This is a genomic window from Gemmatimonadota bacterium, assembly GCA_026705765.1.
Lineage (GTDB): Bacteria > Latescibacterota > UBA2968 > UBA2968 > UBA2968 > VXRD01.
This window is the reverse complement of the sequence record JAPPAB010000088.1, coordinates 1-26175: the sequence shown is the minus strand read 5'-3', so window position 1 is coordinate 26175 and position 26175 is coordinate 1. Positions and strand designations below refer to the sequence as shown.

The window sequence follows — 26175 nt, the reverse complement described above, 5'->3', positions numbered from 1 at the left end:
CGCCATTGCTGCGGGTTATTGGTGGGGTGTTTATTCTACAGAAAATCCTACTACGCCCTCCCCCACGCATCAAAATCGCCTCAGCCGGGAACTCAGCCCCTATTTGCGCCTTCATGCACACAATCCCGTTGACTGGTATCCCTGGGGAGAAGAAGCACTCGCAAAAGCGCGCCGCGAGGACAAACCGATCTTTTTATCGGTGGGATATTCGAGTTGTTATTGGTGCCATGTCATGGAACGGTTGGTCTTCTCTGATCCGGATATTGCCCACTTGATGAACCAGTTTTTTGTCAATATCAAGGTTGACCGCGAAGAACGTCCCGACATCGACGAAATTTACATGACGGCCACCCAGCTTATGACCGGACACGGCGGATGGCCTAACTCTGTTTTTCTCACCCCCGATCTCAAACCCTTTTTTGCTGGCACGTACTTTCCCCCCGAAGATTCACATGGGCGCCCGGGCTTCCCGCGCGTGATTCAAGCACTGCATGTTGCCTGGCAGGAAAAGAGACAGGAACTCGAAAAACAGGCCGATCAAATATCGCAATCTATCGCGCGCATTCACGCGACACGCGCCGTTTCTGAGGAAGTGGGAGAAGACCTGATTGGCAAGGCGATTGACCACATAGAAAATCGCTTTGATCCCATCAACGGCGGTTTGGGCACAGCCCCGAAATTTCCACCCGATCACGCGCTCAACCTGTTGCTGACGGCATATCGACAAAATCCCCAGGCAAAATATCTCGATATGGTCGAGCAAACACTGGATCACATGGCGCAAGGCGGCATCCGCGATCACCTCGGCGGCGGTTTTCATCGCTATGCGACAGATGCACAATGGCGCGTGCCGCACTTTGAAAAAATGCTCTACAACCAGGCGCTCCTCGCCCACAACTTTCTCCGCGCTTACCAGATCACCAACAAAACGACCTATCGCATTGCAGCAGAGGAAATTCTGGACTTTGTTTTGCGCGAAATGACAGACTATAAGGGTGGATTTTACTCTGCTATTGACGCAGAATCCGAAGCGGAAGAAGGCGCGTATTATACCTGGACAGAGCAAGAGATTCGCCAAACCCTCAAGGAGGATGCCGACTTCTTCCTCTCGTGTTACGCGCTCGCGCCCATGTCCGAAGGATCGACCGGCGTCATTTATAAAACCGATACAGACAGTGCGCTATCAATCCACCATCAAATTGACACCACAACCCTGCACGCCCGCCTCTCTCCACTGAAAGAAAAACTCCTGCACGCTCGCAGCCAGCGCATCCGTCCCCTCCTCGACGACAAAATTATCACAGCGTGGAATGGCCTCATGATCGGCGCATATGCCCGCGCCTATGAAGTCCTCGCCCGGACAGAGTATCTGACAACCGCACAAAACGCCGCCGATTTTATCCGCAACAATCTCCGCAATGCAAACGGCGACCTGTATCGCATCTATCGCGAGGGACAGCGCAAAGGCGAAGCCTATCAGAAAGATTACGCCTTTTTAATCGACGGTCTCCTCCACCTCTATCGCGCAACGCGTTCTGCTCGCTACCTCCAGGACGCCCGATCACTTTCAGAACGGATGCACACCGCATTTTGGGATACCCTGAATGGCGGCTATTTTCTTACGCAGAGTCAAAATGAGATGATTGTGCGCACCAGGAGCTTTTACGACAGCGCCCTGCCCTCTGGCAATGCCGTTGCCCTGCACGTTTTGTGGGAACTTCGGACATGGACACAAAATCCCCTGTATGCCCAACGCGCGCTCGCACTCACCAACAGCTTTGCTCCCCTTGCAGAGAATACACCGGGCGCGCTCCTGCACTTTATCCACGGCACGATGATGGCATCCTCACCCAACGCGATGCTTTCACCCGATAGTCTCGTCACTGCGTCCGCAACGGTATTGTCCTCTGATAGTGCGAATATGCTCAAAGTGAGCGTGCGCCTGAATATCGCTTCGGGTTGGCATATTCAAGCATCCAATCCCGCCGCCGATTATTTGATTCCTACGCGCCTCTCACTGGACGCAGACATCGCTGAAATCACCCAAATTGACTACCCGCCAGCCGAGGACTTACAGTTTCCCTTTGCCGAGCGTGCCATTGCCGTTTATACAGATAGCCTCACCATACCCCTTACGCTATCCTTCAAAACTCGTCCACAACACTTCTCGCTGCTACTCACATATCAAGCATGCGACAGCACGCGATGCCTGTCACCACAGACACAGCGCATAGCAGTTAATATAAAATAAAAAGGCACCTATCTCGGTGCCCTCTCGTAGCGATTGAGTTTCAGTGGTCCTTCACACTTCTAAACAAGCTCTCCCCCACAACTGCTTCCCGCACCCGCAGTGCATCCAAAACAGTGGTCTTGTATCCGCACATTGCATCCGATCAGCTCCTTAACCGTCAGTTCCCAGAGTTTGACTTCGCGCCCAAAAGAATGCATATCGAGCATTTGATTAAAATCACAATCGTAAACCTCACCCTGCCATCCAACGCTAATTAGAGAACGACACATCAAATTATCGATCGTATGCGGATTAAAATTATCCTGTAAAGTCTGCATATAGCTATCGTAAATCCCCCGGCGTTTCAGGAATTCTTCAAACCGGCTGATGGGCATATTGGTAATGGTGTAGAGTTGATTAAAATCGATGTTATAGCGGGCTTTTAGCTCTTCTTTGTAATCGGCTTCGAGTTCGGCCTGCGGAGGAGGTAAAGACGCGCCAACTGGATTATAGACCAGATGGAGTTCCAATCCCGTGTCGGGTTGTGCATATCCAATGTCATTGAGAATCTGCAATGCCCGTATGCTTTTTGTAAAAACACCGCGCCCGCGTTGTTCATCCACATTTTCTTCGAGATAACACGGCAGCGAACACACCAATTCGACTTCGTGCTCGCGATAAAATTCAGGTAAGTCTTCTTGCCCGGGTTCAAAAATCACGGTTAAATTGCAGCGCACCATCACGCGGCGACCTTGCTCGCGTATTCGTTCGACAAAATAGCGGAAATCTGGAATTAACTCAGGGGCACCACCCGTTATGTCAACCGTCTGAATATCGGATGTCTCGAGAAATAATAGAATATGGTCAATCGTCTCTCGGGTCATGATCTCTGTGCGGATCGGGCTGGCATCTACATGACAGTGGTGACAGGCTTGATTGCACAATTTGCCGACATTGACCTGCAAAATATCCAAACGGTTGCGCGTGAGTTCCAATTGTTCATCGCGCAACTTGCTCGCAAAATCGGTCTTGTGATCGTCGCCTACAATTTGCATCAAATCCATTGCTGCCAATGCCATATTCAATCCTCTTTTACCGCTTGCTTCACCCGATGGATACCAGCAATTATATCTTTCTTAAAATGAATGCGAATCGCCCGCCTTTTTCGGCTCGAAAGCGCACGGGCATCGCCCAGTGCCTGTGCTTGTTTGAGAACCCCAAAAGAGAACGCTCGTCCCGGAATATCCACATCTGTCGCATCGTTGCTTGTCAGTTGCACAACCACCACATTGTTCGGTCCCCCCTTGTGCAACTGTCCCGTAGAATGCAAGAATCTCGGACCAAATCCCAATGTGGTAGCCACTCGATATACATTGCGTATCCGATGCCTCAGAGATTGCATAATAGCAACAATATCTTCATCCATATCGAGATAAGCACACAAAGCGACATAATCACCTGCCCGGATCTGATTGAGTAGCCCAGCAATACAACTATTGAGGTCTTCAATTGTTCCCAAAGCCTGTGCATTGGCTACATCGGCGTAAACCAGGACATCATCATCTACAAAAAACGGCTTTTGAACTGGCAATACGCCCTCTTCCTCATAAGCATGTGTCAACTCCGCCGTAAAATCTTTGCTCTCCTGTACATTGGGCTGGTCAAAGGGATTGATATTCAACACTGCGCCAGCGACTGCGGTAGCGTATTCCCACCTGAAAAACTCTGCTCCCAGGTCTAATAGCTCTGCCACATCAATCTGAATAACCGGGAAATTGGTCGCACGCAAATTTTCTATATCTACATCCTGTTCAACGTCCGCATCGTCTTGCAGTCGGATATAGACAAATATTCGATCTTCGCCGTACATATCGGGTGTGGCAATGTCTTCTAAATCAACAGGTATGAGACCTCGACCATTTTTCCCCGTACTTTCGGCTAAAAGCTGCTCCAACCACGCCCCCAAATCCCACAATTTGGGAGAAGTTACAAGCGTCACTTTATCGCGCCCGGCTTTTGCCAACTCACCCAGAATAAGGCCCAACAAAAGACCGGGATTCTGATCATCTGATATTTTGCACCGCTTCCCCATCGCCACTGCGCGTTCTAAAAACTCTCGCACATCAATGCCGATCAAAGCTGCGGGCACCATCCCAAAATTTGAAAGCGCAGAAAATCTGCCGCCAATCTCTGGCAAACCGTAAAAAACACATAGAAAGTTCCGTTCCCTGGCAAGCGTCTCCAGATCAGAACCCGGATCTGTAATGGCGATAAAGTGCCGGCCCGCCGTATCGCCGACCAATTCCCGCATTTTTTTCCAGAAGAACTCGCAAAATGCATGGGGTTCGGTTGTCGTTCCAGATTTGCTGGCGACAACGCAAAGAGTCGTCTCTAAATTTACGGCATCGGCAAACCGCTGCACTTGCGCGGGAACCGTAGAGTCCAGAACGTGCAACCTGGGCCAATCCTCCCGACAGCCAAAAGTCATCGCCAGCACTTCGGGGCACAAGCTGCTACCGCCCATTCCCAAAAGCAGAATATCCGTTATTCCCCTATCGCGCACCTGCTGTGCAAAAGCGCACAGGTCTCCTGCCTGATCGCATATTTGAGGCGCGATATTGAGCCATCCCAGCCAGTTGGCTTCATCTGATCCCGACCAGAGTGTGGCATCGCCGCGCCACAACCGCGCTGTATTGCCATTTTTCGACCATGTTTTCAAAGCGCGACCAACGGCGGGCTGGAACGCCCCCAAAGACACTTGCATATCTGAGATACTCATTTTCACTGATTATTCAAAGACCAATCGTAATCTAAAAACACAATTTGAAGATCGGGATGATTTTGCAAATATCCGGTATCTTCTTTCGATAAAAACAAGGAGATATAATCCAACACAGTTTCCCCGGCCTCACGCGCTTGCACATAAGACGTAAAATCAGAGGAAAACCAATCAAAAATCGCAGATAGACCCACGATACCTGTCTCCCGATTAATCTGAACATGTATTGGGTTGCGAATCATGTCCTGCATAACCGAATTGAGCTGGTCATCCAATTCATCGGGCGTAAATGCTTCGTTTAGCAAACGCGGGCAACCCACTGCCGCGCAATTGATTGCAGCGTGAATGCGCGGATCGGCAAATTGCGGGCGAATAATCTCGTGTTCAATTTCGTCCAATGTGAACTGACGCCCGCCAACGACAAATTGATATGTCTTAAAAAAGCCAAAAGCAGGCGCAATTTCGGTGACAGAAGAAATGGGATAGGCTTTTGAAACGCCCGCAAGTACACAGGCGTTGTACGCGTTGATCCAAAAAGCAAGACTGTCTGCGCGACTGGGGAAAATCACGGGATGCGTATCCGGACTGATCTGCGCGAGTTGATCTACAAAAGCCTGCAAATCAGTATCTGTTTTTACGGCCTCGTAATCCACACGGCCCTGTTCATTTACAACGCGCCCGAGCATGCGGTTGAGCGGTGCATAATCAAATGTCTCGGCTCCACTTTGAGACGCGAATCCAGCGAACAGGAGGCCGACTATTAAGGCAATGACTTTATTCATTGATCAAAAAATGTCAGATACGGTGCGTTATCCATCTCCCGCTGGAGCAAAACCGCCAATTCCATCGCGTGATAATCTCCCCACATCGAAGACTCTCCGCATGCGACTTTTTGTCCACCGGGCACATAGTCCCACCCATTGGGATTGTGATAAATAGAATGGAGAATAAGCCCCTGGTGTTCTTCATCCTCGGACAAATAGGGTGCGTCAAATAGCGTATGAGCCACGGTTAATGCAGCCTGCTGATAACGCGTATCGTCCAGATATTTTCCCAAACGGTAAAGCCCTTGCGCTGCAATGGCAGCCGCAGAACTATCCACGGGTTCACTGTCATTATAAGGATCCGATATTTTATCCCCATAGCCCGCAATTAAACCCGGCGCACCCGCATCCCAAAATGGAATACCATCGGTAGAAGTGATACTATCGATATAATAATCTGCCGTTGCTCTGGCAGCCTTGAGCATCCAATCATTAACCGCACCCCTACCGCCATAAAGATCGAGTGCGTCATCTGACAGGTGCTCCACATATTCGAGCAATTCGGCATAGCCCGTCACAATCCAGGCCAACCCCCGGGTCCATGTCGAAAACGGTGAATAACCCTGCTGGGTACTCGGGCAGCGATAATTGCCGTCGTTGACATTAAAAATGGACTCGTGTACAACTCTCCCTCTCACATCGTATCGATCACGCCCTTCGCCGTAATACACATTGAACTGCGCGGTCGTCTCGGCGTGGTGAATCAAGCGCTCGAGCAGCGAAATTGCGAAGTCGTTCTCCCCCATCAAAACGTGGCCGAGATCGTGTGCCACAGCCAGTGCGCGACACGACCTGATCGTGTCTGAAAACAGGGAATGCGGTCCATTAAACGAATGAATATACCCTTTGCCATCGCCAATGGTCGTCCAACGAGCAGCCTGAACAGCGCCAGATGCTTTGAGCGCCAGTTCGTAAAAGTGCCGCTCCCATTCATTTTCCTCAAGCGTTCCTTCTCGCATCAATCTCCGCAAATTCCCATAGGTCGATACATTGTTAAAGCCGTGATCGTGTACCCCAATATGCGTCACATGAGATGCCATGCGCTCAACCGTGCCCTTGCGCCCAATCTGAAGCAGATCTTTTTCCCGCGTGATTTCATATCCCAAAATGGCGGATCCAAATTGAAATCCCTGGGTCCACTCGGTCCATCCGCGGGTGGTGTATTTACCACCTTCTGTAAATACCGGCGTTCCCCGGCCCGGATCCCACGTCGAATCGATACTGCGAATTTTCTGTGCAGCCAGTTCAAAAAAACGATTCAGCCTGACTTTCAGGTCGCCAGGCTGAATATTGACATTCACCTTCATCCCGCCTCCAATGATTTTTTACCCTCGATTTACTGCTCCTGCAAAATCGATATCTGCACGGGTAACGGCATTTTCGCTGTGGGTCGTCACTGTGACTGTAAGGGTTTTTGTTCGGCTGTTGAGGCCGATATCCGAATGGTGATTATTTTCATCCATAATCTCCGTCAGCCTGCGCACAAAAGCCATAGTCGGCACAAATTTCTCAAAATGCCAAACGCGTTGCAACTCTTTTGTGTCTTCCAGATATTCCCATCCTTCAAGATCCGCGACCTCTGCGCGAATCTCGTCCTCGGTCAGCAGGGTTTTGTCTTCAATAGCCATCGCGATAACTCCTTGGTGATAAGTAAATGGATACGCGGCAATATAAGCGAAAAAAGAACATCGTCAACAGTGGATAGATACATCTGTCCAATTTCACCGCTGCAGACCGGCCAACGCAAGAGCGCTCTGATAACATTGAGGCGTATTGATATTCATCAGAAATAGGAGATCGGGATCAATCTGTGCGAGTGTGTCTTGCGCAATAATCTGAATGCGACATACATCGACCAATGCCAAAAGCCGCCGTTCCCCCTTTTCGAGTAGCAATTTGGCCTTTTGCCAGAGAGCAGTTCGATAAAGCGCGCACAAAGGATAAAACTGTTCATTTATACGGGGAATGACGATCTCTGCCTCTGTTGTTCTGTGCGATTTGAGGCATTGGATCAATTCATGACTGATAAATGGCATGTCGCAACCCGTCACCAGTGCCCATTCGGAGACACCTTCGACATGTTTTAATCCCGCCATCAGTCCCATTAAAGGACCTTGATTGGCAACGGGATCGCATATGGATAACACATGAGGTATATCTGGCAAGTTCTGTCCGGGCGCCCCCACAATCGCAATTGGACAAACGGAGCCTCCCAGATTGCTGACGCTTCGCTGAAGCAGGGTTTCATCGCCAAAGGGCAAGCTGTACTTGGGTTTGCCCATTCGCCTGCTTTTGCCGCCTGTAAGGATGATTCCAGAGCAGTTCATAAAAAGAAAAAAGGCCGCTTTCGCATGCCTTTCTTTATTTATTCAATACCGAGACTCTCGGCTTCTTCAGATGTGTAATATCTGATACCTTTGGCTTCCAATTTCTTACGCGCCCTTTTACCCCGCTTGCCACCCTGCCTCACCTGCGTAAGTAGGCGTCTGGTTTCCTCGAGATCTTTATTTACGTAACTGGACTTCAAAACGCAACCTCCTTCTGTTGAATCCGGCGGATCTTTCGTCTCATTATATTTAGCAAAAAATATATATAAAGAAGTGTTTAATTGCAATATTGACAGATACACACGTTTCCAGTATATATCTATCACAATCAGCTTAAGCAGGTATTGACGCATAGCGTATGTACAATTATTTGTTGACGCATAGTGCCTGTACAGTTATTTTATATAAGTTTTAGAATGCGAAATCCTCTCTCCCTGAGTTTTTCACCCTAGAATTGCAACCCTCCCTCGTTGTTTAACACAAAGGAGTTTGCTATGCAGCACAAGTACCGTATCAGGTCTATCGCGTTTCTTGGCATCGCTGCCTTGCTCTTGCTTGCAATGAGTGGCCCTGCCATATCACAGGAAGAGGAAAAGCCGCGTACCGAAAGTGCGGATACGACAGCTACTTTACCCCCACTTACTGATATACTCGAAGAGGTGGTCATACTCGAAGAATTGGTGGTTATTGGTACCCGCGCACAGCCGCGTTCTGTCGCGGAATCCGCAGTGCCCATCGATGTCGTTACCGGCGAAGACTTTGTCAAACAAGGCGATACAGATGTACAAAATCTTCTGAGAGATATGGTGCCTTCTTACAACGTGAATACAAACCCGATTAGCGATGCATCCACCGTCGTGCGCCCGCCCAGTATGCGGGGCCTGGCACCCGACCACACACTGGTCCTGATCAATGGCAAACGACGCCACCGCGCCGCTGTTATTCACTGGATCACCAATGGTGTCGCCGACGGCGCACAGGGGCCAGATATAGCTCCCATCCCCTCTATTGCCATCAAGCGCGTGGAAGTCCTGCGCGATGGCGCATCCGCACAGTACGGTTCTGACGCCATTGCTGGCGTGTTGAATTTTGAGCTTAAAGACAGTCACAAAGGCGGTTCATTTGAGGTCAAACCAGGTGTTTTTCAGCAAGGCGATGGTTTCGCCTACGCTTTTGCTGGCAATATCGGCCTGGGCACGCCCGATGCCTGGGTCAACTTCAGCGTTGAATATGGCAACGAGGATGAAACCGACCGTTCCGTGCAACGCGACGATGCCGCGCGTTTGATACGCGTGGGCAATACCCGTGTGGAAAATCCCGCACAAATTTGGGGTCAGCCCTACATTAGAGACGACCTGAAATTCTTTGTCAACTACGGTGTTAACATCAACGACGATGTCAAATTATACGGACATGGGAACTATGCGAGCAAGGAAGTTGAAGGCGGTTTCTACTTCCGAAATCCCAATACGCGAGGTGGCGTGTTCAGGGGACCCGTAGTGATGTGGGACGGCACCACCTATTATCATCCGGACAAAGCTGCTGAACTCGGTATTGTGGATGGCGTGAACGGAACTTCAACAGCGACATTGCTCGTCGGTAATCTGAGTCAGGTTCTTGATCCGTCCGGAGATACTGGGCTTAGAATTCCCCAGGAGTTCATCGTGCCCATCGTTTGCCATGTGCCGGATGCCGCAGCCTTACAACGCGTTTTTGACAACTCCGATTGGTTCACCTTCCAGGAACTCTTTCCCGGTGGCTTCACACCTCGATTTGGTGCGTTTATGGATGACCGCGCCTTTCTGGCGGGTATCAAGGGATCGCAAGGGCTGATGACCTGGGATCTCAGCGCGTCTTATGGGCGCAACGAAGCCGATTACTTCATCTTCAATACCGTGAATTCCTCTTTGGGTCCCAACCAACCCTGGCCAAATGGACCACAAGTTGATCCCAGTCACGAAGATGCACCGTATTTTGATCCTGGAACCTATATCCAGACAGATACCAATTTCAACTTCGATATCACCTATCCGTTTAGCGAGCAGTTTTTCTTTGCCGCCGGTCTTGAATACCGCACGGAAAATTTTGAAATTGTGCAGGGACAACGAGAATCCTGGGTCAAAGGTCCGCTGGCAGAGTATGGTTTTACTGTCGCGTCCAACGGGTTCTCAGGGTTTGGTGAAATTGCCGCAGGCACCTGGAGTCGCTCTAACTGGGCTGTTTATGGAGACGCCGAATTTAATCCGCAAGAGAACTGGCTGCTCGGTGCTGCGCTGCGCTTTGAAAATTTTGATGATTTTGGATCCACGACCAACTTCAAAGTGGCGACCAATTACGGGCTTAACGAGAATACAAAGGTGCGCGGCAGTTTTAGCACTGGCTTTAGAGCACCCACGCCAGGACAGCAAAATGCGTTTAACGTATCCACGATCTTCGATCCCACAATCGGTGATTTGACAAATGATGGCACAATTCCGTCAAACAATCCCGTTGCAGAATCCAAGGGTGGTGAGCCGCTCGATCCCGAAAAATCGACCAATATCTCGGCTGGTATTGTTTTTGAAATTCCCGTTTTTCCAGTGGATACCGGTATTCCCCCAGTCAATATCACGGTGGACTATTTCCACATTTTGGTGAAGGGCCGCTTGACGCTCTCGCAAAATTTCTCCCTTACCCCAGCAGAAATTGATGAACTACTCAAGGCGGGTATCACGGCTGCGAATTTTATTACAAATTTCAAGTTTTTCATCAATGACTTTGACACCAAAACCCAGGGCGTTGACATCGTTCTCACGGCTCCGGTGTGGTGTGATGGGCAACTGAGTCTGGCGTATAACACTACGAATACCGAAGTGACCAAACACAATCCAGCAACCATGGATGCTCAAAGGATTCGGGAAATACAGGAGGCTCTCCCCAAACACCGCGGGAATCTGACGATAGTCCAACCGTTACCGGTGGACAATATTGAGGTACTGGGTCGCCTCCGGTATTACAGTTCGTGGTACGATCAAGAAGATAACTTCGTTTATGGCGACGAATGGATACTGGACGCCGAAGTTAGCTACACCGTTGCCGAGCACTCAACGGTAACCGTTGGCGGTCAGAACATCCTCGATATCTATCCCGATATCAATCCCGGTGCAAGGAGCGGTTCGGGCCATTTATACAGCCAGTATAGCCCATTTGGTTTTAGCGGCGCATTCTGGTATGCCAAATACAACTTCAGCTTTTAGGTCGTAGTTCAAAGAATTGTTCACCCAATCACAAAGAAGCCGCGTTTTTTGTAACGCGGCTTCTTTTTTTCAATTATCAATATGAATAGTATTTAACGAGGTGTATATATCGTCTCAATATTATCTTTAAAGGCGATATATAGCCTGGATGATTAACATAAATATCTGAAATTAAACAAAATATGGAATAATATTTCTATAAAATATGGTCTATATATCGACTAAAGACGATATGCTATATTATGGAAAAATCAGATATGAGCCAGATCAAATTTAATTTGGCTTTTTTTTTTCGTTTTATATTTTGGATTAAACGAGGATTCAATTGGCAGCCACATACGTCTTCCAACAACCACATACCTCCCCCGTGTTCATAACACAAAGGAGTTTTTTTATGCAAGACAAATCCCATTTTAAGTCTCTCGCCCTTGGCCTCATTGCCTTGCTTGTGATGAGTGGCTCCGCCGTATCACAGGAAAATCCGCGTACCGAAAATGCGGATACCACTGCCTTGCCCCCACTCACAGACATACTCGAAGAAGTAGTCGTGCTCGAAGAATTGGTAGTCATAGGTACTCGCGCACAACCGCGTTCTGTCACTGAATCCACCGCCCCTATTGATGTCGTTGCCGGTGAAGATTTTGTCAAGCAAGGCGGTAGCGATGTGCAGGATCTTCTGAGAAATGTTGTCCCTTCTTACAACGTCAACCTCCAGCCGATTAGCGATGCTGCGACCATCGTTCGCCCTCCCAATCTGCGAGGGCTGGCACCTGACCACGCGCTGGTACTCGTCAACGGCAAGCGCCGCCATCGCGCATCTGTGATTTACTGGCTGGGCAATGGTCTGTCCGATGCAGCACAAGGGCAAGATATCTCCGCTATTCCGAGTATTGCCCTGAAGCGCGTGGAAGTCCTGCGCGATGGTGCCTCCGCGCAATACGGTTCTGACGCGATTGCCGGCGTGTTGAATTTTGAACTCAAAGACAATTACGAAGGCGGCTCTATTGAAATCAAACCCGGCATTTTTCGGCAAGGGGATGGCGGTACTTACGCCTTAGCCGGTAATATCGGTCTGGGTACACCAGATACCTGGATCAATCTCAGTGTGGAATATGGGAATACGGATGAGACCGATCGCTCCATCCAGCGCGACGATGCCGCGAGTTTAATTGGCAGGGGCAATACCGATGTAGGCAATCCCGCTCAACCCTGGGGGCAACCCTTTGTTAGAGACGACCTGAAACTCTTTGTCAACTACGGTGCCACCATCAACGAGAATATGGAGTTCTACGGGCACGGCAACTATGCGAGCAAGGAAGTCGAAGGTGGGTTCTACTTCAGAAATCCCAATACGCGCGGTGCCGTATATCAAGGACCCGTATTGATGTGGGATGGCACCAACTATTATACTCAGGCAGAAGCCGAGAAACTGGGCATTGTCCATGGCGTAAATGGGACACTGACAGCAACATTGCTCGTTGGCAATATGAGCGGTGGCGATGTGCCTGTGGTACCCATAACCTGTTCAGTGCCGGATGCGGCAGCCTTAAAACAGGTTTTCGACGATCCCAATTTGTTCACCTTCCAGGAACTCTTTCCCGGTGGTTTCACCCCTCGATTTGGTGGAAATACGATAGATCGCGCCTTTTTGGCGGGTATCAGAGGAACGCGGTCGCTGCTGACATGGGATCTCAGTGCATCTTATGGGCGTCACCATTCCGATTTCTTCATTTTCAATACGGTAAACGCCTCCCTCGGACCCAATACGCCGACGGAATTTAATCCCGGCGACTACATCCAGACGGATACTAATTTCAACTTTGATGTGACCTATCCATTTAGTGATCAATTCTTCTTTGCCACTGGTCTTGAATATCGCATTGAAAACTTTGAAGTCGTAGCCGGACAGCGCGAATCTTTTGAAATAGGCCCGCTTGCGAGCCAGGGATTTAGCTCGGGTTCCAACGGTTTCCCGGGTTTTGGTGATATTGCCGCGGGAAGCTGGCGCCGCTCCAACTGGGCGATTTACGGCGATGCCGAATTTAACCCACAGGAGAACTGGCTGATCGGTGCTGCACTGCGCTTTGAAAACTTCGAGGATTTTGGTGCCACGACCAATTTCAAGCTGGCGACCAACTTTGAGGTAAATGAAAACGTAAAAGTGCGCGGCAGTTTTAGCACGGGATTCAGAGCGCCCACGCCTGGACAACAAAATGCGTTTAACGTCACGACTGAATTTGGCGAAGATGACGAGGGCAATTTTATTCTGGTCAACAGAGGCACGATCCCCTCTACGCATCCAGCCGCCGCACTCGTAGGTGGCGAAGGGCTTAAGCCAGAAAAGTCGGTCAATATCTCGACCGGTCTTATTTTAACATTTCCCATTTATCCCGTAGATACCGGTATCCCTCCGGCAAATATAACGCTCGATTATTTCAATATTGGCGTGAAAGATCGCATGGCGGCCTCCAGCGATAAAGCACTTACCCCTCAACAGGTTGACCAGCTGGAAGCCACGGGTATAAATGCGAGAAATTTGCAAGAATTTCGATTCTTTACCAATAATTTTGAGACAAAAACCCAGGGCATTGACTTCGTTTTCACGGCCCCAGTGCGGTGTACGGGCACCCTGAGCCTCGCGTATAACTACACCTCTACTGAGGTGACCAAATACGACCCTCAAGTTCTCAATGAACAGCGCATCACGCTATTGGAGAAAGGTCTTCCCAGACACCGCGCAAATTTGACCCTGACACAGCCCTTGACCGAGTATTGGAGTGCATTGGGGCGCGTCAATTATTACGGCTCCTGGGATGAATGGAGTGTGGGGCATCAGGTCTTTGGGAGTGCGGTTCTGGTCGATCTCGAGTCCAGCCTTTCAATTGGCAACGGAGCGACCATAACCGCTGGTATTCAAAATATTCTCGATGTCGAGCCAAACAATATTGAAGAAGGCGTCAACCCGGGCCCCATAGTTGGCAGGCCGTTCGGAGAGTACAGTCCTTATGGTTTTGGCGGTACATTCCTGTACGCAAAAGCCAGTTACAATTTCAACTATTAAGTGTTGTGAGCCGTTAGAGAAAAGCCGAGTTTTTTCAAAAAACTCGGCTTCTTTTGTTAAAACAAAGAACTTTGGAGATCGGCAGTTTGCCTCTCTCTGCAGAGTTGGGCGACCTGAGCACCAATAATAAAAATAATAGCAGAGAAGTATATCCACAAGGCCACGACTACCATCAGAACATAGGCCCCGTACAGATAAGATATAGATGCAAAATGACTCAGGTAATAGCCAAAGCCCCATTCGGTGAGTTTCCACAGCAGAGCAGCCCAAAAAGCACCTGTAACCAGCATCTTTATCTGAATTTTCTGGTATGGGAGCAGCCAGTATAACCCCAGAAATACGACAAAAATCAGGGCGAGGGAGATAAAACCATGGAAGTAGGTGATATATGTGTGGAGCAGAGACGGGGCGATGTCGATGACGGTAGATAGGATGGGCAACGAGAGGACTAATAGGAGAAAAATATACAGTACCAGAACTACCATAGTGAGATCTTTCAATTTACCCACTGCTATTGGCAAAATCCCCTGCAAAAATCTTATCCACCGCCCCGGGTTACTCATATTTTTTAACTGCCCCACCATGCTCGGGTCTGTCTCGCCCTCTTTCAGACCAAAACTCTGCTCGACCTTGAAGACCGCATTGAGCAGGGTTCTCATGCTGCTGAACAGACTACTGGCGCTCACTACCAAAATCAACAAGCCCGAAACTCCATAAGCCTCTTTGAAGGTCAGGACGCCAGAGACGCGCACGGATAAAATCTCCTTCAGATATTTGGCCTCTTCTGGGTATGGGATGAGTACATCCACCGCTTGATTGATCAAATGAGCTATCGCCCTCACATCCAAAATGGTCTCAAGTACGAAGAAGATCAGAAAGACCAGAGGCACAAGACACATAAGAGTGGCAAATGCCAGCCCCGCACAGAGTAAGAAGAGATTGTTATCGCTCATCCTGATAAACAGACCGCCCAGATAGTAGGCAAAAAAGCCTTTTTTTCTTGTTTGTTTGAACATAGATTTAATAGTTGTAATAGAAGCGTATGCACGCAGGCAGGGCGATAGCCCACCACTGGAGCACTCAATTTCGAAGTGATAAATTTGTGCCCAATATACCCCTTGTGTTCACCCTTTCCAACCCCAAATCCAGATATTGCGCTTGCTATTGCGCGTTAAGACCTGAATATTGAAAAATTAGAGTCGGAGTTCTACCATGATTCAAGTCACAGACGTCGCAAAATGGTACGGCACAATCAGAGCCGTTGAAAACATCAACTTTTCGCTTGCGCCTGGCGAAATTGTCGGATTTGTGGGTCCCAATGGCGCGGGCAAAAGCACAGTACTCAAAATGCTGGCGACCTATATTTTACCCTCCTCGGGCAAAATCACCATTGATGGCCTCGACGTGGTCTCGCATTCCCTGTCCATACGCCGCAAAATTGGCTATCTCTCAGGCGACACACCGCTCTATCAGACAATGCGCGTGGATAAATTTTTGAGATTTTGCGGCAAAGCGCGCGGGCTTTCAGGCGATGTTCTCGAAAAAAGCCTCGCCTGGATTGTCGATATATGCGGTCTCTCCCCCCATCTGTACAAACGCATTGACCAGTGTTCCACGGGATTTCGCCAGCGTATCGGTGTAGGGGCTGCCCTTATCCACGACCCACCGATTCTGCTGCTCGATGAACCTACACACGGTTTTGACCCCCTGCAAGTTCTGGCATTCCGAGACTTGATCCAATCCCTCAGTGAAAATCGGATTATCCTATTTAGCAGTCATATTATCCCCGAAGTCTCTACCCTATCTGATCGCGTGCTCATAATACATCAGGGGAATTTGTTGGCTGATGGCTACATAGAGAATCTGGCGCAAAAAACGGGGCAACCCAGGGATCTCGAGGCCATTTTCACCCATCTTGTGCATCAGAAAAATTAAGGAGAAATCGCGCATGCCCGATCACTTGCGCCCAAAGGACTTCGCACGGGGCATTGGCGTAATTTTTGCCCGCGAAATCAGTGCTTATTTTGACACACCAATCGCCTATATCTATGCCTCGGTTTTTCTCATCCTGTCCTGCGCGACATTTATGAACGCCTTTTTCCTCAACAGCGTACTCGAAATGGCACCTTATTTTGACCTCCTTCCCTTTTTTCTCATTCCATTTATTCCTGCCATAACCATGCGTTCCTGGGCTGAAGAACACGCACAACACACCATTGAATTGTTGATGACCATGCCTCTGCAATCTATCCAGATTGTACTTGGTAAATATCTATCAGCCCTTGTGTTCTACCTGATCGTCCTCTCGGGTACTTTGCCCATCGTTTCCATGCTGCTCTTTCTGGGGTCTCCAGACCTCGGGCTGATCTTTTCATCCTATTTGGGCGCGCTCTGTCTGGGTGCATTTTTTCTTTCGTTTGGTCTGTTTGCATCGGGGCTTACGCGCGATCAAATTGTCGCTTATGTCGTCGCAGTGCTATTGGGTTTTGTATTTGTCTTGAGCGGACACGAAAAAGTGGTTGAAATCCTCGACGGATTGGCCCCCGCATATCATATCGGCAGCCGGCTCTATGAATCGCTCTCCATTGCCCCGCACTACAGTGCCTTTACCCGCGGCATAATCACCTTTCCCGCAGTGCTCTATTTCACCTTGCTAAGTATCTTTTTTTTGTGGATGAACGATCTGTCTCTCAAACGAGACCACAGATGATATGGATAATTGGATAAAATTTTTTCTGGCCCTTCTTTTTCTCTTTGCCCTGGTGTTTTACACAGGTCGTCTTTTGGAAAATCAGGGTACAGGACGCCTGTATCTGACGGCAACGCTTTCGGCCGATTCACAAGCCTTTTATACCAAACTCGAAGCACCCCTTTCCCTGACGTATATCACAAAGCATCAGAAGGGAGTGAAATCACCCATAAAAAACCTTCTCGCGCGCCTCAAGGCGCTGGATCCCGACCGCATAGATTACCGCATTGTGGATCCCGATTCTGAATCGGGACGCGCTTATGCCAGACAAAAAAAAACCGCGCCTTTTCATGTGCGTGATATTCAGCGCGACGAACACAGCGAACAGGCGGTCTGGTCTTCACTCGTCATCGCTTATGGCAATCACCCCGAAATTTTGATCCCTAAAATACTCCCCTCAGATATACCTTACCTCGAGCACCATATACTCGCCCATCTCAAAGCACTCTTCCGTCCCCCACGCCCTCTCATCGCGGTTTCCGCGCCACAACAATTTGGTCTCTTCACAAAATTTCTCGACCAATGGGGTGATATTGTCCTTGCCGATACCAATGCGATTCCATCTGATGCCGATATCATCTTTTGTATTGATCCAGTAACCGCCAACTTCCACGCCCTTCAAAATGCGGTTGACAAAGGCCGTACAGTCGTACTTGCTGGCAGCCCCTATTTCATTGACTACGCGGTCAATGAAATAGGAGAAGTAACATACCGCGCATATTTAAACGCTGACTGGGAAAAATTCCTGGCACCACTTGGAATACGCCCACAAGCCGACCTTCTGATGGATCAGAGTCAGGGATCGATTTTATTTCGCGATAAAAAAAACACAATCCACCAGATCAACGCCCCTTTTCACCTGCGCGTTATGCCGGGCTTTTACGATCTCAAAGGTTTTTTATCACCAGTTAGGGGCGCGCTGAATTTTGTATCGGCAGGTGCGCTAACAGTCGATTCGCGCGCAGTATCCGAAGCGGGCTATCATCTCGAGATTCTGGGCACAACCACAGATAATACGTATATACAACCCATTTCAAAAGAGCCATTTACAAACGACCATCTAAAGGAAACACACATAATAGGCAAACAAAATGTGATGCTGCGTCTCAGGCACCGGGATCCGTGGAAAGGAGAAATTCTGGTGCTCGCAACTTCCAGCCCGTTTCGCGATGGCATATTTAATCAACCCAACTACGCGCATCGCGTCTTTATTCAGACAATCATGCGCACATTCACAGACCACGACCACATTGTGCGCGGTCGCGTTAAAAGACCATCATCCCCGCCAATACCACAACTAAGCGCGACTTCGCGTGTGATCTGGCGAGTCTGTGTCGTATTCATCATTCCACTAATCCTGCTAACTTTGGGCGTATGCTTGTACTACAGCCGACAGATGCGCGTATCTTTTGGACATCTCTCCTTACGTGCTGGTATTGCGATATTGGTGCTGATTGTCGCCTCCCCCCTCTGGTCCTACCCGTGGGGCCAGTTACTCGACCTCACAGCCCAAAAAATACATACCTCCCTGCCATTTTCTCGGGAGCAAATTCAAAATCAAACTTTAAAAGCCGATCTGATCATCCCCACTCGCGCTCATCTTCCCCCCGCCCTAAAAAAAGTAGAAACAGAGATCATTGCGCGGCTCAGGAGTTTCGGCATAAGCTATAAACTTCGACGACCAAAAGACCTGTCAACTGCTTACCTCAGCCACATTGGTCTTCACCCATATCAGGTGAAAACCGTGAGGGATGATGAGGAAAACTCTCAATCCGTTATCAGCGGTCTCTTATTACACCGCCCAGGTAGCGCGACTCCCATCCCGCGTTTAGATGACCGAACAGCAGATCACCTCGAATTTTTACTCGCAACGGCTGCTCTCCGTCTTTCCACAGGCAAAACGCCCCATATTGCCCTTGTCGCTGAATCCCCGCGCCTATCTCCCGCCGAGGCACATGAGTACCGAGAGAAACACCTGTCGCCCCCCAGAGGTGCTGATGTATTCAGCGAACTAAAAACGCTTTTGCATACTTATGGGTACCGCGTAAGCTATGTCAACCCTCGCAAACCACATCTTCCGCCACAAACCGACCTCGTGATCTGGATGCAACCGCGCCGAGATGCCAGCCCCATGATCGCCCTCTTGAGCCAGCACCTCGCTCGGGGAGGTCGCGCTATTGTCGCACTGCAACACTACAATATCCAACAGCGCCAGTATTCGGGTGAAGATTTTGAAACTGTGTACTGGCCCCAGCCCCAATACCAGGACCTCAACCGCTATCTGGAACCCCTGGGTATTGCACAGGCGCGCGAAGTACTCATGGACCAAACCCGCTCGCGTCTCGCCCTTGAAACCCAGATTTATCGACACGCAGTCCGCGAATACGATGCGCAGGAGGTGGCTCTGCCCTTTCTCATCCGGGCTGTCCCGCCAAATTTTGATACCACATTGCCCATTGTGCGACAACTCGGCGACCAACTCTTTATCTGGGGCAATCGCTTTGTGCCAGATCCTCATCGGCTACAGATGCACAATCTGACAGTAACCCCCCTGATTAGCACGTCAAACTGCACCTGGGCATACCACTGGTCGGGCGGATGGTTGCCCAAAACTGCATTTTCTCCAGATTCACTTCTCTTGAGTCACCAGCCCCTCGCTCTACTCGTCACAGGTACATTCCCACTGGCTGAGTTCAAAGCGCAAGATCTCACACTCACGCATCCAATGCCCAATCCCCAAGGTCAGCTAATACTAATCGGCAGTTCTGAAATGTTCAAAAACGAGTATCTCTATGCGCCGGGTTTTCAACACGAGCAATTCTTGCTCAACGCCGTTGCCTATCTCACACATGGCCCGCAATTTGCCGATCTTCAAGCCCGCCGAAAAATCGCACCGGGCTTTCCCTATTTATCCCCAGACCAAAAAATATTCTGGCGTATTCTGGTCGTCGGCCTCGGTCCACTCTCCTTTGGTCTTTACGGATTTTTTCGATACATCAAAAAAAGGCCATGGTGATTTAAACCATGGCCTTTTTTATTCTTCCACTTACCTGATCTATCCTTCATCTCCTGCTTTGGCAGAATCCACCACTGCTGGTGCAGGCTCAGGCAGTTTCTCTCCCCAGAATGTCACATCGGTGCTGACCTGATAGACGATACTCCGATCCGTCAGATACACTTCTGGGCCATCTCCAATCCGCACGTAATTGCGCGCCCAATCGGTACTCGACCTGCCAAATACCGCATGCGCGAGCAACTCATCCTTCGCGTTATAGATCTTGACATGCGTTCCCATCGCGTCATCTACGGCGTACTTAGACCAATTATCAGCCTTGTCTGTCATCGTGGTCTCGCGACTCACCTTCAATACCTGTTCAAATAGTGCCGTGATTCGCTGGTCCCGAACTTTCAGGGTATCGTGTCCCACAAGCGTCCACTCAAGATCCTTCTTCTGTAGCGTCAGGCTATCGCCCTTTGTCATCATTTCAACCTTGTAAATATCATCCGTATTCTCGGGAAAGATCTGGCCTGTGGGGGTTGTATATCCGCTTTCTCGCACCTGCAAAAGCGCGTAAAGCCCCAGCAACACTGCAAGCCCGATGAGAAGCCATTTTAAATTACTCATAGAGTGCCTCCAGTCGCTTTGCACGTGCCACCACGAGTCGCCACTGCACCAGCCCCAAAACAATGACCAGCAGCACGGGCAGCACAATATTGAGGGTTTTCACCGTGGTTCGAGTCGTATCCTCTACAGTTTGCAACGGTCGCGTTGTAATCTCGCGCGATCTCAAAGCCACAAGGTCGCGGTCGCCAATGAGCACATCTACCGCATTCATCACAAAAATCCCATTGGACGGCACCTGTCCTCCCCCGTTGTCGAGCAGAAAATCGGAGGTGGATACCAGCACCAGTTGGCTCATCACATTTTCCAGACTGTCTGAGGTGGCCGTTGCATAAACTCCCACCACCTTGCCCGGTTCATTGAGCGACTGAAATGCCTGATTCTGAATGGGGTTGAGATTGATAAAACCGGCTGCTGCACCCGAATGGTCTGACGTGACCAGCAAAGGCTTCACCAGGCGCGTTGAATCAGCCGTATCATAAACAATCTCACTGGAAAACAACATCTGAACTTGCTCTAAACCACTGACTATTTCGTGATCGGGAAAAGATTGTAATACGGGGAAGAATGGATACTCTACCGCCGAATTAAAACGCAAAAAACCGCGTTGCTGTGACACTGTAACCGTGCCACAAATCCGGTCCATCACCAGATTGTCAGTCAGGCTCACGCCAAAGGGTTCGAGTACCTCAAAGATATTGGACTGAATGGGCGTCCCTCGCTGCGCCTGAAGGTCGCCATTGATCTTGCTTTGCGCCAAAAACAGATTGCCACCCGAGTTGATATAGTTCTTTAGCGCTCCGAGTGCATCTTCGGACAGAGAATCGACAACCCCATTGACGAGCAACATCTCAATATCATCGGGCACGCCGGCACCCAAAAAGACCGAGCGCACGTCGTAGGCTTCCCGAAGCCGCGCATTCACCCGTTCCATTGCCGGTGCGGAAGCCCCGGTATTTGCCACTCCGACCACAGAGCGGTTATCGTCAACCATTTTTTTAATTCGCGTTGTAATCTCGTATTCCAGCCCCGTGGTTGTTTGAATAACCGGCAACACCTCTCGTTTGTCGCCGTAGAGCAGCACCATTCCCATATAAATGCGCTTCACCTCAAACTTGTCGTTTTCGAGTACCTGCAATTGCACGGGCTGAATACCGGATTTTTGCGCTTCAAGTGCCAATTTTTCATCGTCATCGGGCCTGTAAAACTCAAATCGAAAATTGCCATCAGAATACGCGGCATATTCTTCCAGAATATCCTGCAAATACCGCTGCGTATTGCCGTATTGTCCGGGCAAATTTTCGGAAAAATAGACTTTGGCAGTTAAAAAATCGTCGATCTTCTCGAGTATCACCTTGCTCGATGGCGACAGCGAATAAATCTGATTCTCCGTCAGGTCCAGCCGAAAGAAAAAATTGCGGGAAACCAGATTGCCGAGTGCCACGAGCGCGATAGCAACCACAATAAAAATTACAAAGCTCTTTTGGGAATCAATAACTGGCATGACTACCTCCACTTCCGCATGTCAATAACGCGCACTGTAAGCACCAAAAACAACCAGATCAGCGAGCCGAAATACACCAGATTACGCGAATCTACAACCCCGCGCGACATATTGGACAAATGGTAATCGACCGCCATAAACTGAATGGGTACAGCAAGGGCCGCAGGCACAAAAATCAGCAATTTATCGAGCAGATAAAATCCCAACACAAATACTGCCGCGAGAATAAATGCAACCACCTGATTATCTGTCAAACTGCTCGTGAATGTGCCAATAGCTGCGTAAAATGCACCTACCAGAGCCAGTCCCAAATACCCGCAGATTACGCCGCCGTAGTCGATATTTGTACCAACGGCCAGAAGCGTGAAAAAGTGTATCAGCGTAAAACCCAGCCCGGCCAACACCAGGGTAAATGCCGATAAATACTTTCCAATCACAAGCTCGAAATTTTTAATCGGGAGTGTCGCTATCAACTCGTGTGTGCCCGCGCTTTTCTCCCGCGCAAGCACCCCCATTGTGACCGCAGGGACAAAAATCAGATAAATCATCGGCGTAATATTAAATAGTGCTCGCATATCGGACTGACTGAACAGGAAGAACGTGTTGCTAAAGAAATAGCCGTTAAACAGGGCGAAAAACACCAGGAAAATATACGCCATGGGGCTCTTGAAATACGCACCGACTTCTTTGCGATAAATCGCCATCACATTATTCATCGCTCCCTCCTTCCCCGGTCAATCCCCGGAACACATCTTCGAGGTGAACTTGTTTTTGCGTCATCTCCAAAATGGCCCAGCCACTGTTTTTAGCATAATCAAAAATCGCCTCGCGGGGATCTACTTCACGGGCGTATTCTATCGACAAAACACTGTGGACATCGACCACCTCTATATTTGCAACTTCGATCCCATCAACGCTGCTGGTCAGCTCGGCGAGGCTCTCTTCATTGGCGTATTTTACATCGAGCGTCAGTTGCGTGCGCCCCATAAATCCCGCCATCAGTTCTTGACTGGTCCCATTGGCCACAATTTCGCCGTGATCAATAATCACAATACGATCTACAGTGGCTTCAATCTCCTGCAAAATATGACTGGATATAATCACCTTTTTGTGCCGACCCAATTCTCGAATCAGGTTCCGAATCTCCACAATCTGGTTGGGATCCAGTCCGGAGACCGGCTCATCAAAAATCAACACATTGGGATCGTGCAAAATCGCGGCAGACAGCCCTACGCGCTGTTTATATCCCTTTGAACACGCAGAAATGGGCAGATGAATCACATCGCGCAAACCACACTGTTCGACCACGCGATCCAAAGCCGTCTTGAACTCTCCAACATCCAGGCCGCGAATTTGAGATATAAACTCGAGATAATCATACACCCGCATTTCCCCATACAAGGGGTTCATTTCGGGCAAATAGCCGATTTGCTCGCGAATATCCAGCGAATGGTCATGGATATTCAGGTCGTCTATAAATACATTGCCAGCACTTGGCGCTAAAAACCCCGTCATAATTTTTAATGTCGTGGATTTACCCGCGCCATTTGCACCCAGGAACCCGACGATTTCGCCATCGTCAATCTCAAAATCAATGCCCCTGAGTGCATGAATGTCGCCGTAGTACTTCTCCAAATTCTCAACTCGAATCATTCTGGGAATAACCTCCTGTGAGTAAAAAAACGAAATCGGTTTATCCGCAGGCATGTCCCTGCGGGTGTAAGCAGGGATGGACGCAGATGAAAATCAAAGCCAAAAACTTAAACAAGTTTGCAAAAAAAAATCAAGGAAAATCAGAAAAAAACCACCAATGACCACCGATACACACAAATAAAAGGTGAAAAACAAAAAAGGGCGTGCCCACAGGCCGCCCCATTTCACACTTCACACTCTACACTTCACACTTCATTCAATCCCATAAATCCGTCCCAAATTACCTCCGAAGATCAGAGCTTCTGCGTCGTCACCCAATTCCAACCGCTGAATCGCCCGCTTGACCTGAATCGGGCGATATTCCGGCAAATTGGACCCAAAAACAATCCGTTCGGGTCCCAATTCTCCAACAGCCTGCTTAACCTCATGCGGCACGGTTTCTTCGGGATTGATAGCCCACAACTTGTGAAATCTCAGAATCGTTGTGCCCAGATACACATCGGAGCATTCACGGCACACTTCAAGCGCTGTGTCAAACCCATCGGGAAAGCCCATGTGATCCATAATAATGGGCACGCCGGGCACTTGTCTCGCCACATTGCCAATGCGCTCGGCACTGCAGTTGTCGCGTCCAGAATGAATGGATACCACAATCCCCAGATCGCGCGCCGTCTCAACAAACGGAATGACCATGGGATCATCCACATTGTATTTGTGAATAGCGCCCATCAGTTTTACGCCTTGAGCACCGCGCTCTACATAATCCTTTAGTGCTGCAATTCCTTCTTCGCCCCAATGTGGATCCACGAGCGGACAGGGCAAAAGCTGAGGGTGTTCCGCTGTCTTGTCGAGCAATCCATCATTATCCGGAAGGGGTTTGGTCTGTGGCATTACCACCGCCATCTCAAACCCCGCTTCGGCTTCACATTCCAGCAAAGCGTCAACTGTTATCTGCTGCCCATACCAGTCATCTGTCAAATACGCTTCAAAATCTGCGGTAATCATCATGCCCTCCTTTATTACCGAATATCTACGGGTGTCATCTCCAAAACCTGTCGCGGCTGCCCCACTGTGCGCGCAAGGCGAAAAACGGGTTGCAACTCTGCGGTGAGTCTCACCAGCGCATCGCCATTGCTCATCGTGCGGATCAGGCCTTTTTCCATCACCTGTTCTATTAACGTCTTTTCTTTGGGAAATACCACGAGGTTGAGAGATGCATCAGCTTCCAATTCCAATGCCTCCCGAATCAGACGCATCGCGGTCTTCATGCCGCCCAATTCATCGACCAGACCGTGCGATTTTGCATCCTTCCCTGTCCAGATTCGTCCCTTTGCCACAGCGTGAACATCGGCCCGTGACATATTGCGTCCTTCGCCCACCTTTGCCGTGAAATCTTCGTAAATGCGGTCCAACCACGTCTGAAATCTCGCCCATTGTTCGGGTGTAAATTCTACACCCGTGCTCCATATCAGCGCATTTTCTCCCACTTGTGCCGTATCCCAGGTCATACCCAGACGTTTCCAAAATTCAGTTGTTATAAACTTGCCTGCCAACACCCCAATAGATCCCGTAATGCTGCCGGGTTGCGCCACAATTTTATCGGCATTCATCGCCACAAAATATCCTCCGGATCCGGCTACATTACCCATTGATACAACTACTGGCTTGTCCGCCTTCTTAGCTTTGGCAACCTCGCGCCAGATCGCATCAGAAGCCACGTAAGACCCACCGGGAGAATCTATTCGAAACAAAATTGCACGCACATCCTTATCTTTTGCTGCATCGCGAAAAGCTTTGGTCAGCGTACTCGCGCCCATTGTACCAGACGCATAAAAAGGATCGTAGTCGCTCTTGCCACGATGCACGGGTCCCACGCCGTAAATCAACGCCACTTTTGTCCCTTCACTATATGGCTTTTCATCAATGCGCTTGAGATAATTCACAATATCCAGCCATTTGGCATCTTCGCCATGCTCATTTTTTACCAGATCGCGCACTTCATCCCAATACGCCAGGCTATCTACCAGGCCTTCGGCATGGGCAGACAACGCTAAAAATGGTCCGCGATTGATGAGATCGCGTACGGCTTCAGGCGTTGTGCCTCGCGCCTGTGAAATACCCAGGGCCATCTGATCGACCATCGACTTCAAAAGTACCTCACTCGCCTCGCGATGTGCGTCTGTAAATTCA

Annotated in this window: 20 protein-coding genes; 6 read left to right on the top strand and 14 right to left on the bottom strand. The window is 49.4% G+C overall.

Annotation, left to right across the window (positions count from 1 at the left end):
- On the top strand, positions 1-2251 hold a 2251-nt coding region (locus tag OXH16_11605; GenBank protein ID MCY3682036.1), incomplete at its 5' end, for a DUF255 domain-containing protein.
- A gap of 59 nt (positions 2252-2310) precedes the next feature.
- Here the strand turns inward: OXH16_11605 and arsS are convergent.
- The 7 genes from arsS to OXH16_11570 all read right to left on the bottom strand — a co-directional run bounded on the left by arsS (position 2311) and on the right by OXH16_11570 (position 8360).
- Complete coding sequence (gene arsS, locus OXH16_11600; protein ID MCY3682035.1) at positions 2311-3309, bottom strand: arsenosugar biosynthesis radical SAM protein ArsS; 999 nt, start codon at positions 3307-3309, stop codon at positions 2311-2313.
- Positions 3310-3311: 2 nt separating this feature from the next.
- Positions 3312-4994, bottom strand: coding sequence for a bifunctional transaldolase/phosoglucose isomerase (locus OXH16_11595; protein ID MCY3682034.1), 1683 nt, complete (start codon positions 4992-4994; stop codon positions 3312-3314).
- Between the two features lie 17 nt (positions 4995-5011).
- On the bottom strand, positions 5012-5791 hold the full coding sequence (locus OXH16_11590) for a DUF547 domain-containing protein (protein ID MCY3682033.1): 780 nt from the start codon (positions 5789-5791) through the stop codon (positions 5012-5014).
- Positions 5788-7140, bottom strand: a complete 1353-nt coding sequence (locus tag OXH16_11585; protein ID MCY3682032.1) for a glycosyl hydrolase — start codon at positions 7138-7140, stop codon at positions 5788-5790. The genes OXH16_11590 and OXH16_11585 overlap by 4 nt, the downstream gene beginning before the upstream one ends.
- Positions 7141-7158: 18 nt before the next feature.
- Positions 7159-7461 (bottom strand): 4a-hydroxytetrahydrobiopterin dehydratase, encoded by a 303-nt coding sequence (locus tag OXH16_11580; protein MCY3682031.1) that lies wholly within the window; start codon positions 7459-7461, stop codon positions 7159-7161.
- A gap of 93 nt (positions 7462-7554) precedes the next feature.
- Positions 7555-8160 carry a molybdenum cofactor guanylyltransferase gene (locus OXH16_11575; GenBank protein MCY3682030.1) on the bottom strand — a complete coding sequence of 202 codons (606 nt, stop codon included), beginning with the start codon at positions 8158-8160 and terminating at the stop codon, positions 7555-7557.
- A gap of 38 nt (positions 8161-8198) precedes the next feature.
- The gene (locus OXH16_11570) at positions 8199-8360 is read right to left on the bottom strand and encodes a hypothetical protein (GenBank protein MCY3682029.1); all 162 of its coding nucleotides are present in this window, start codon (positions 8358-8360) and stop codon (positions 8199-8201) included.
- Positions 8361-8654: 294 nt separating this feature from the next.
- Between OXH16_11570 and OXH16_11565 the strand changes: the two genes are divergently transcribed.
- The gene (locus OXH16_11565) at positions 8655-11396 is read left to right on the top strand and encodes a TonB-dependent receptor (GenBank protein MCY3682028.1); all 2742 of its coding nucleotides are present in this window, start codon (positions 8655-8657) and stop codon (positions 11394-11396) included.
- Positions 11397-11790: 394 nt separating this feature from the next.
- A complete protein-coding gene (locus OXH16_11560) occupies positions 11791-14457 on the top strand; it encodes a TonB-dependent receptor (protein ID MCY3682027.1) in 2667 nt (888 codons plus the stop codon).
- A gap of 56 nt (positions 14458-14513) precedes the next feature.
- Here the strand turns inward: OXH16_11560 and OXH16_11555 are convergent, their stop codons facing one another.
- Positions 14514-15410: a YihY/virulence factor BrkB family protein gene (locus OXH16_11555; protein MCY3682026.1), complete on the bottom strand. Its 897-nt coding sequence runs from the start codon at positions 15408-15410 to the stop codon at positions 14514-14516.
- 259 nt (positions 15411-15669) lie between these two features.
- Here OXH16_11555 and OXH16_11550 point away from each other — a divergent pair, with 259 nt between their 5' ends.
- The 3 genes from OXH16_11550 to OXH16_11540 are packed head-to-tail and all read left to right on the top strand — an operon-like array spanning position 15670 to position 20222.
- The gene (locus tag OXH16_11550) at positions 15670-16392 is read left to right on the top strand and encodes an ATP-binding cassette domain-containing protein (GenBank protein ID MCY3682025.1); all 723 of its coding nucleotides are present in this window, start codon (positions 15670-15672) and stop codon (positions 16390-16392) included.
- 13 nt (positions 16393-16405) lie between these two features.
- Positions 16406-17167: an ABC transporter permease subunit gene (locus tag OXH16_11545; protein MCY3682024.1), complete on the top strand. Its 762-nt coding sequence runs from the start codon at positions 16406-16408 to the stop codon at positions 17165-17167.
- A 1-nt stretch (position 17168) separates the two neighbouring features.
- On the top strand, positions 17169-20222 hold the full coding sequence (locus OXH16_11540) for a Gldg family protein (GenBank protein MCY3682023.1): 3054 nt from the start codon (positions 17169-17171) through the stop codon (positions 20220-20222).
- A 39-nt stretch (positions 20223-20261) separates the two neighbouring features.
- Here the strand turns inward: OXH16_11540 and OXH16_11535 are convergent, their stop codons facing one another.
- From OXH16_11535 to sppA, 6 genes are all read right to left on the bottom strand, one after another.
- Positions 20262-20831 (bottom strand): DUF4340 domain-containing protein, encoded by a 570-nt coding sequence (locus OXH16_11535; protein ID MCY3682022.1) that lies wholly within the window; start codon positions 20829-20831, stop codon positions 20262-20264.
- Positions 20824-22332 (bottom strand): GldG family protein, encoded by a 1509-nt coding sequence (locus tag OXH16_11530; GenBank protein ID MCY3682021.1) that lies wholly within the window; start codon positions 22330-22332, stop codon positions 20824-20826. Before OXH16_11530 ends, OXH16_11535 begins: the two co-directional genes overlap by 8 nt.
- A 2-nt stretch (positions 22333-22334) precedes the next feature.
- Positions 22335-23048 (bottom strand): ABC transporter permease, encoded by a 714-nt coding sequence (locus tag OXH16_11525; protein MCY3682020.1) that lies wholly within the window; start codon positions 23046-23048, stop codon positions 22335-22337.
- Positions 23041-23985, bottom strand: coding sequence for an ATP-binding cassette domain-containing protein (locus tag OXH16_11520; protein ID MCY3682019.1), 945 nt, complete (start codon positions 23983-23985; stop codon positions 23041-23043). Before OXH16_11520 ends, OXH16_11525 begins: the two co-directional genes overlap by 8 nt.
- Positions 23986-24237: 252 nt before the next feature.
- Complete coding sequence (locus OXH16_11515) at positions 24238-24993, bottom strand: amidohydrolase family protein (GenBank protein MCY3682018.1); 756 nt, start codon at positions 24991-24993, stop codon at positions 24238-24240.
- Positions 24994-25004: 11 nt separating this feature from the next.
- On the bottom strand, positions 25005-26175 hold a 1171-nt coding region (sppA, locus tag OXH16_11510), incomplete at its 5' end, for a signal peptide peptidase SppA (protein MCY3682017.1).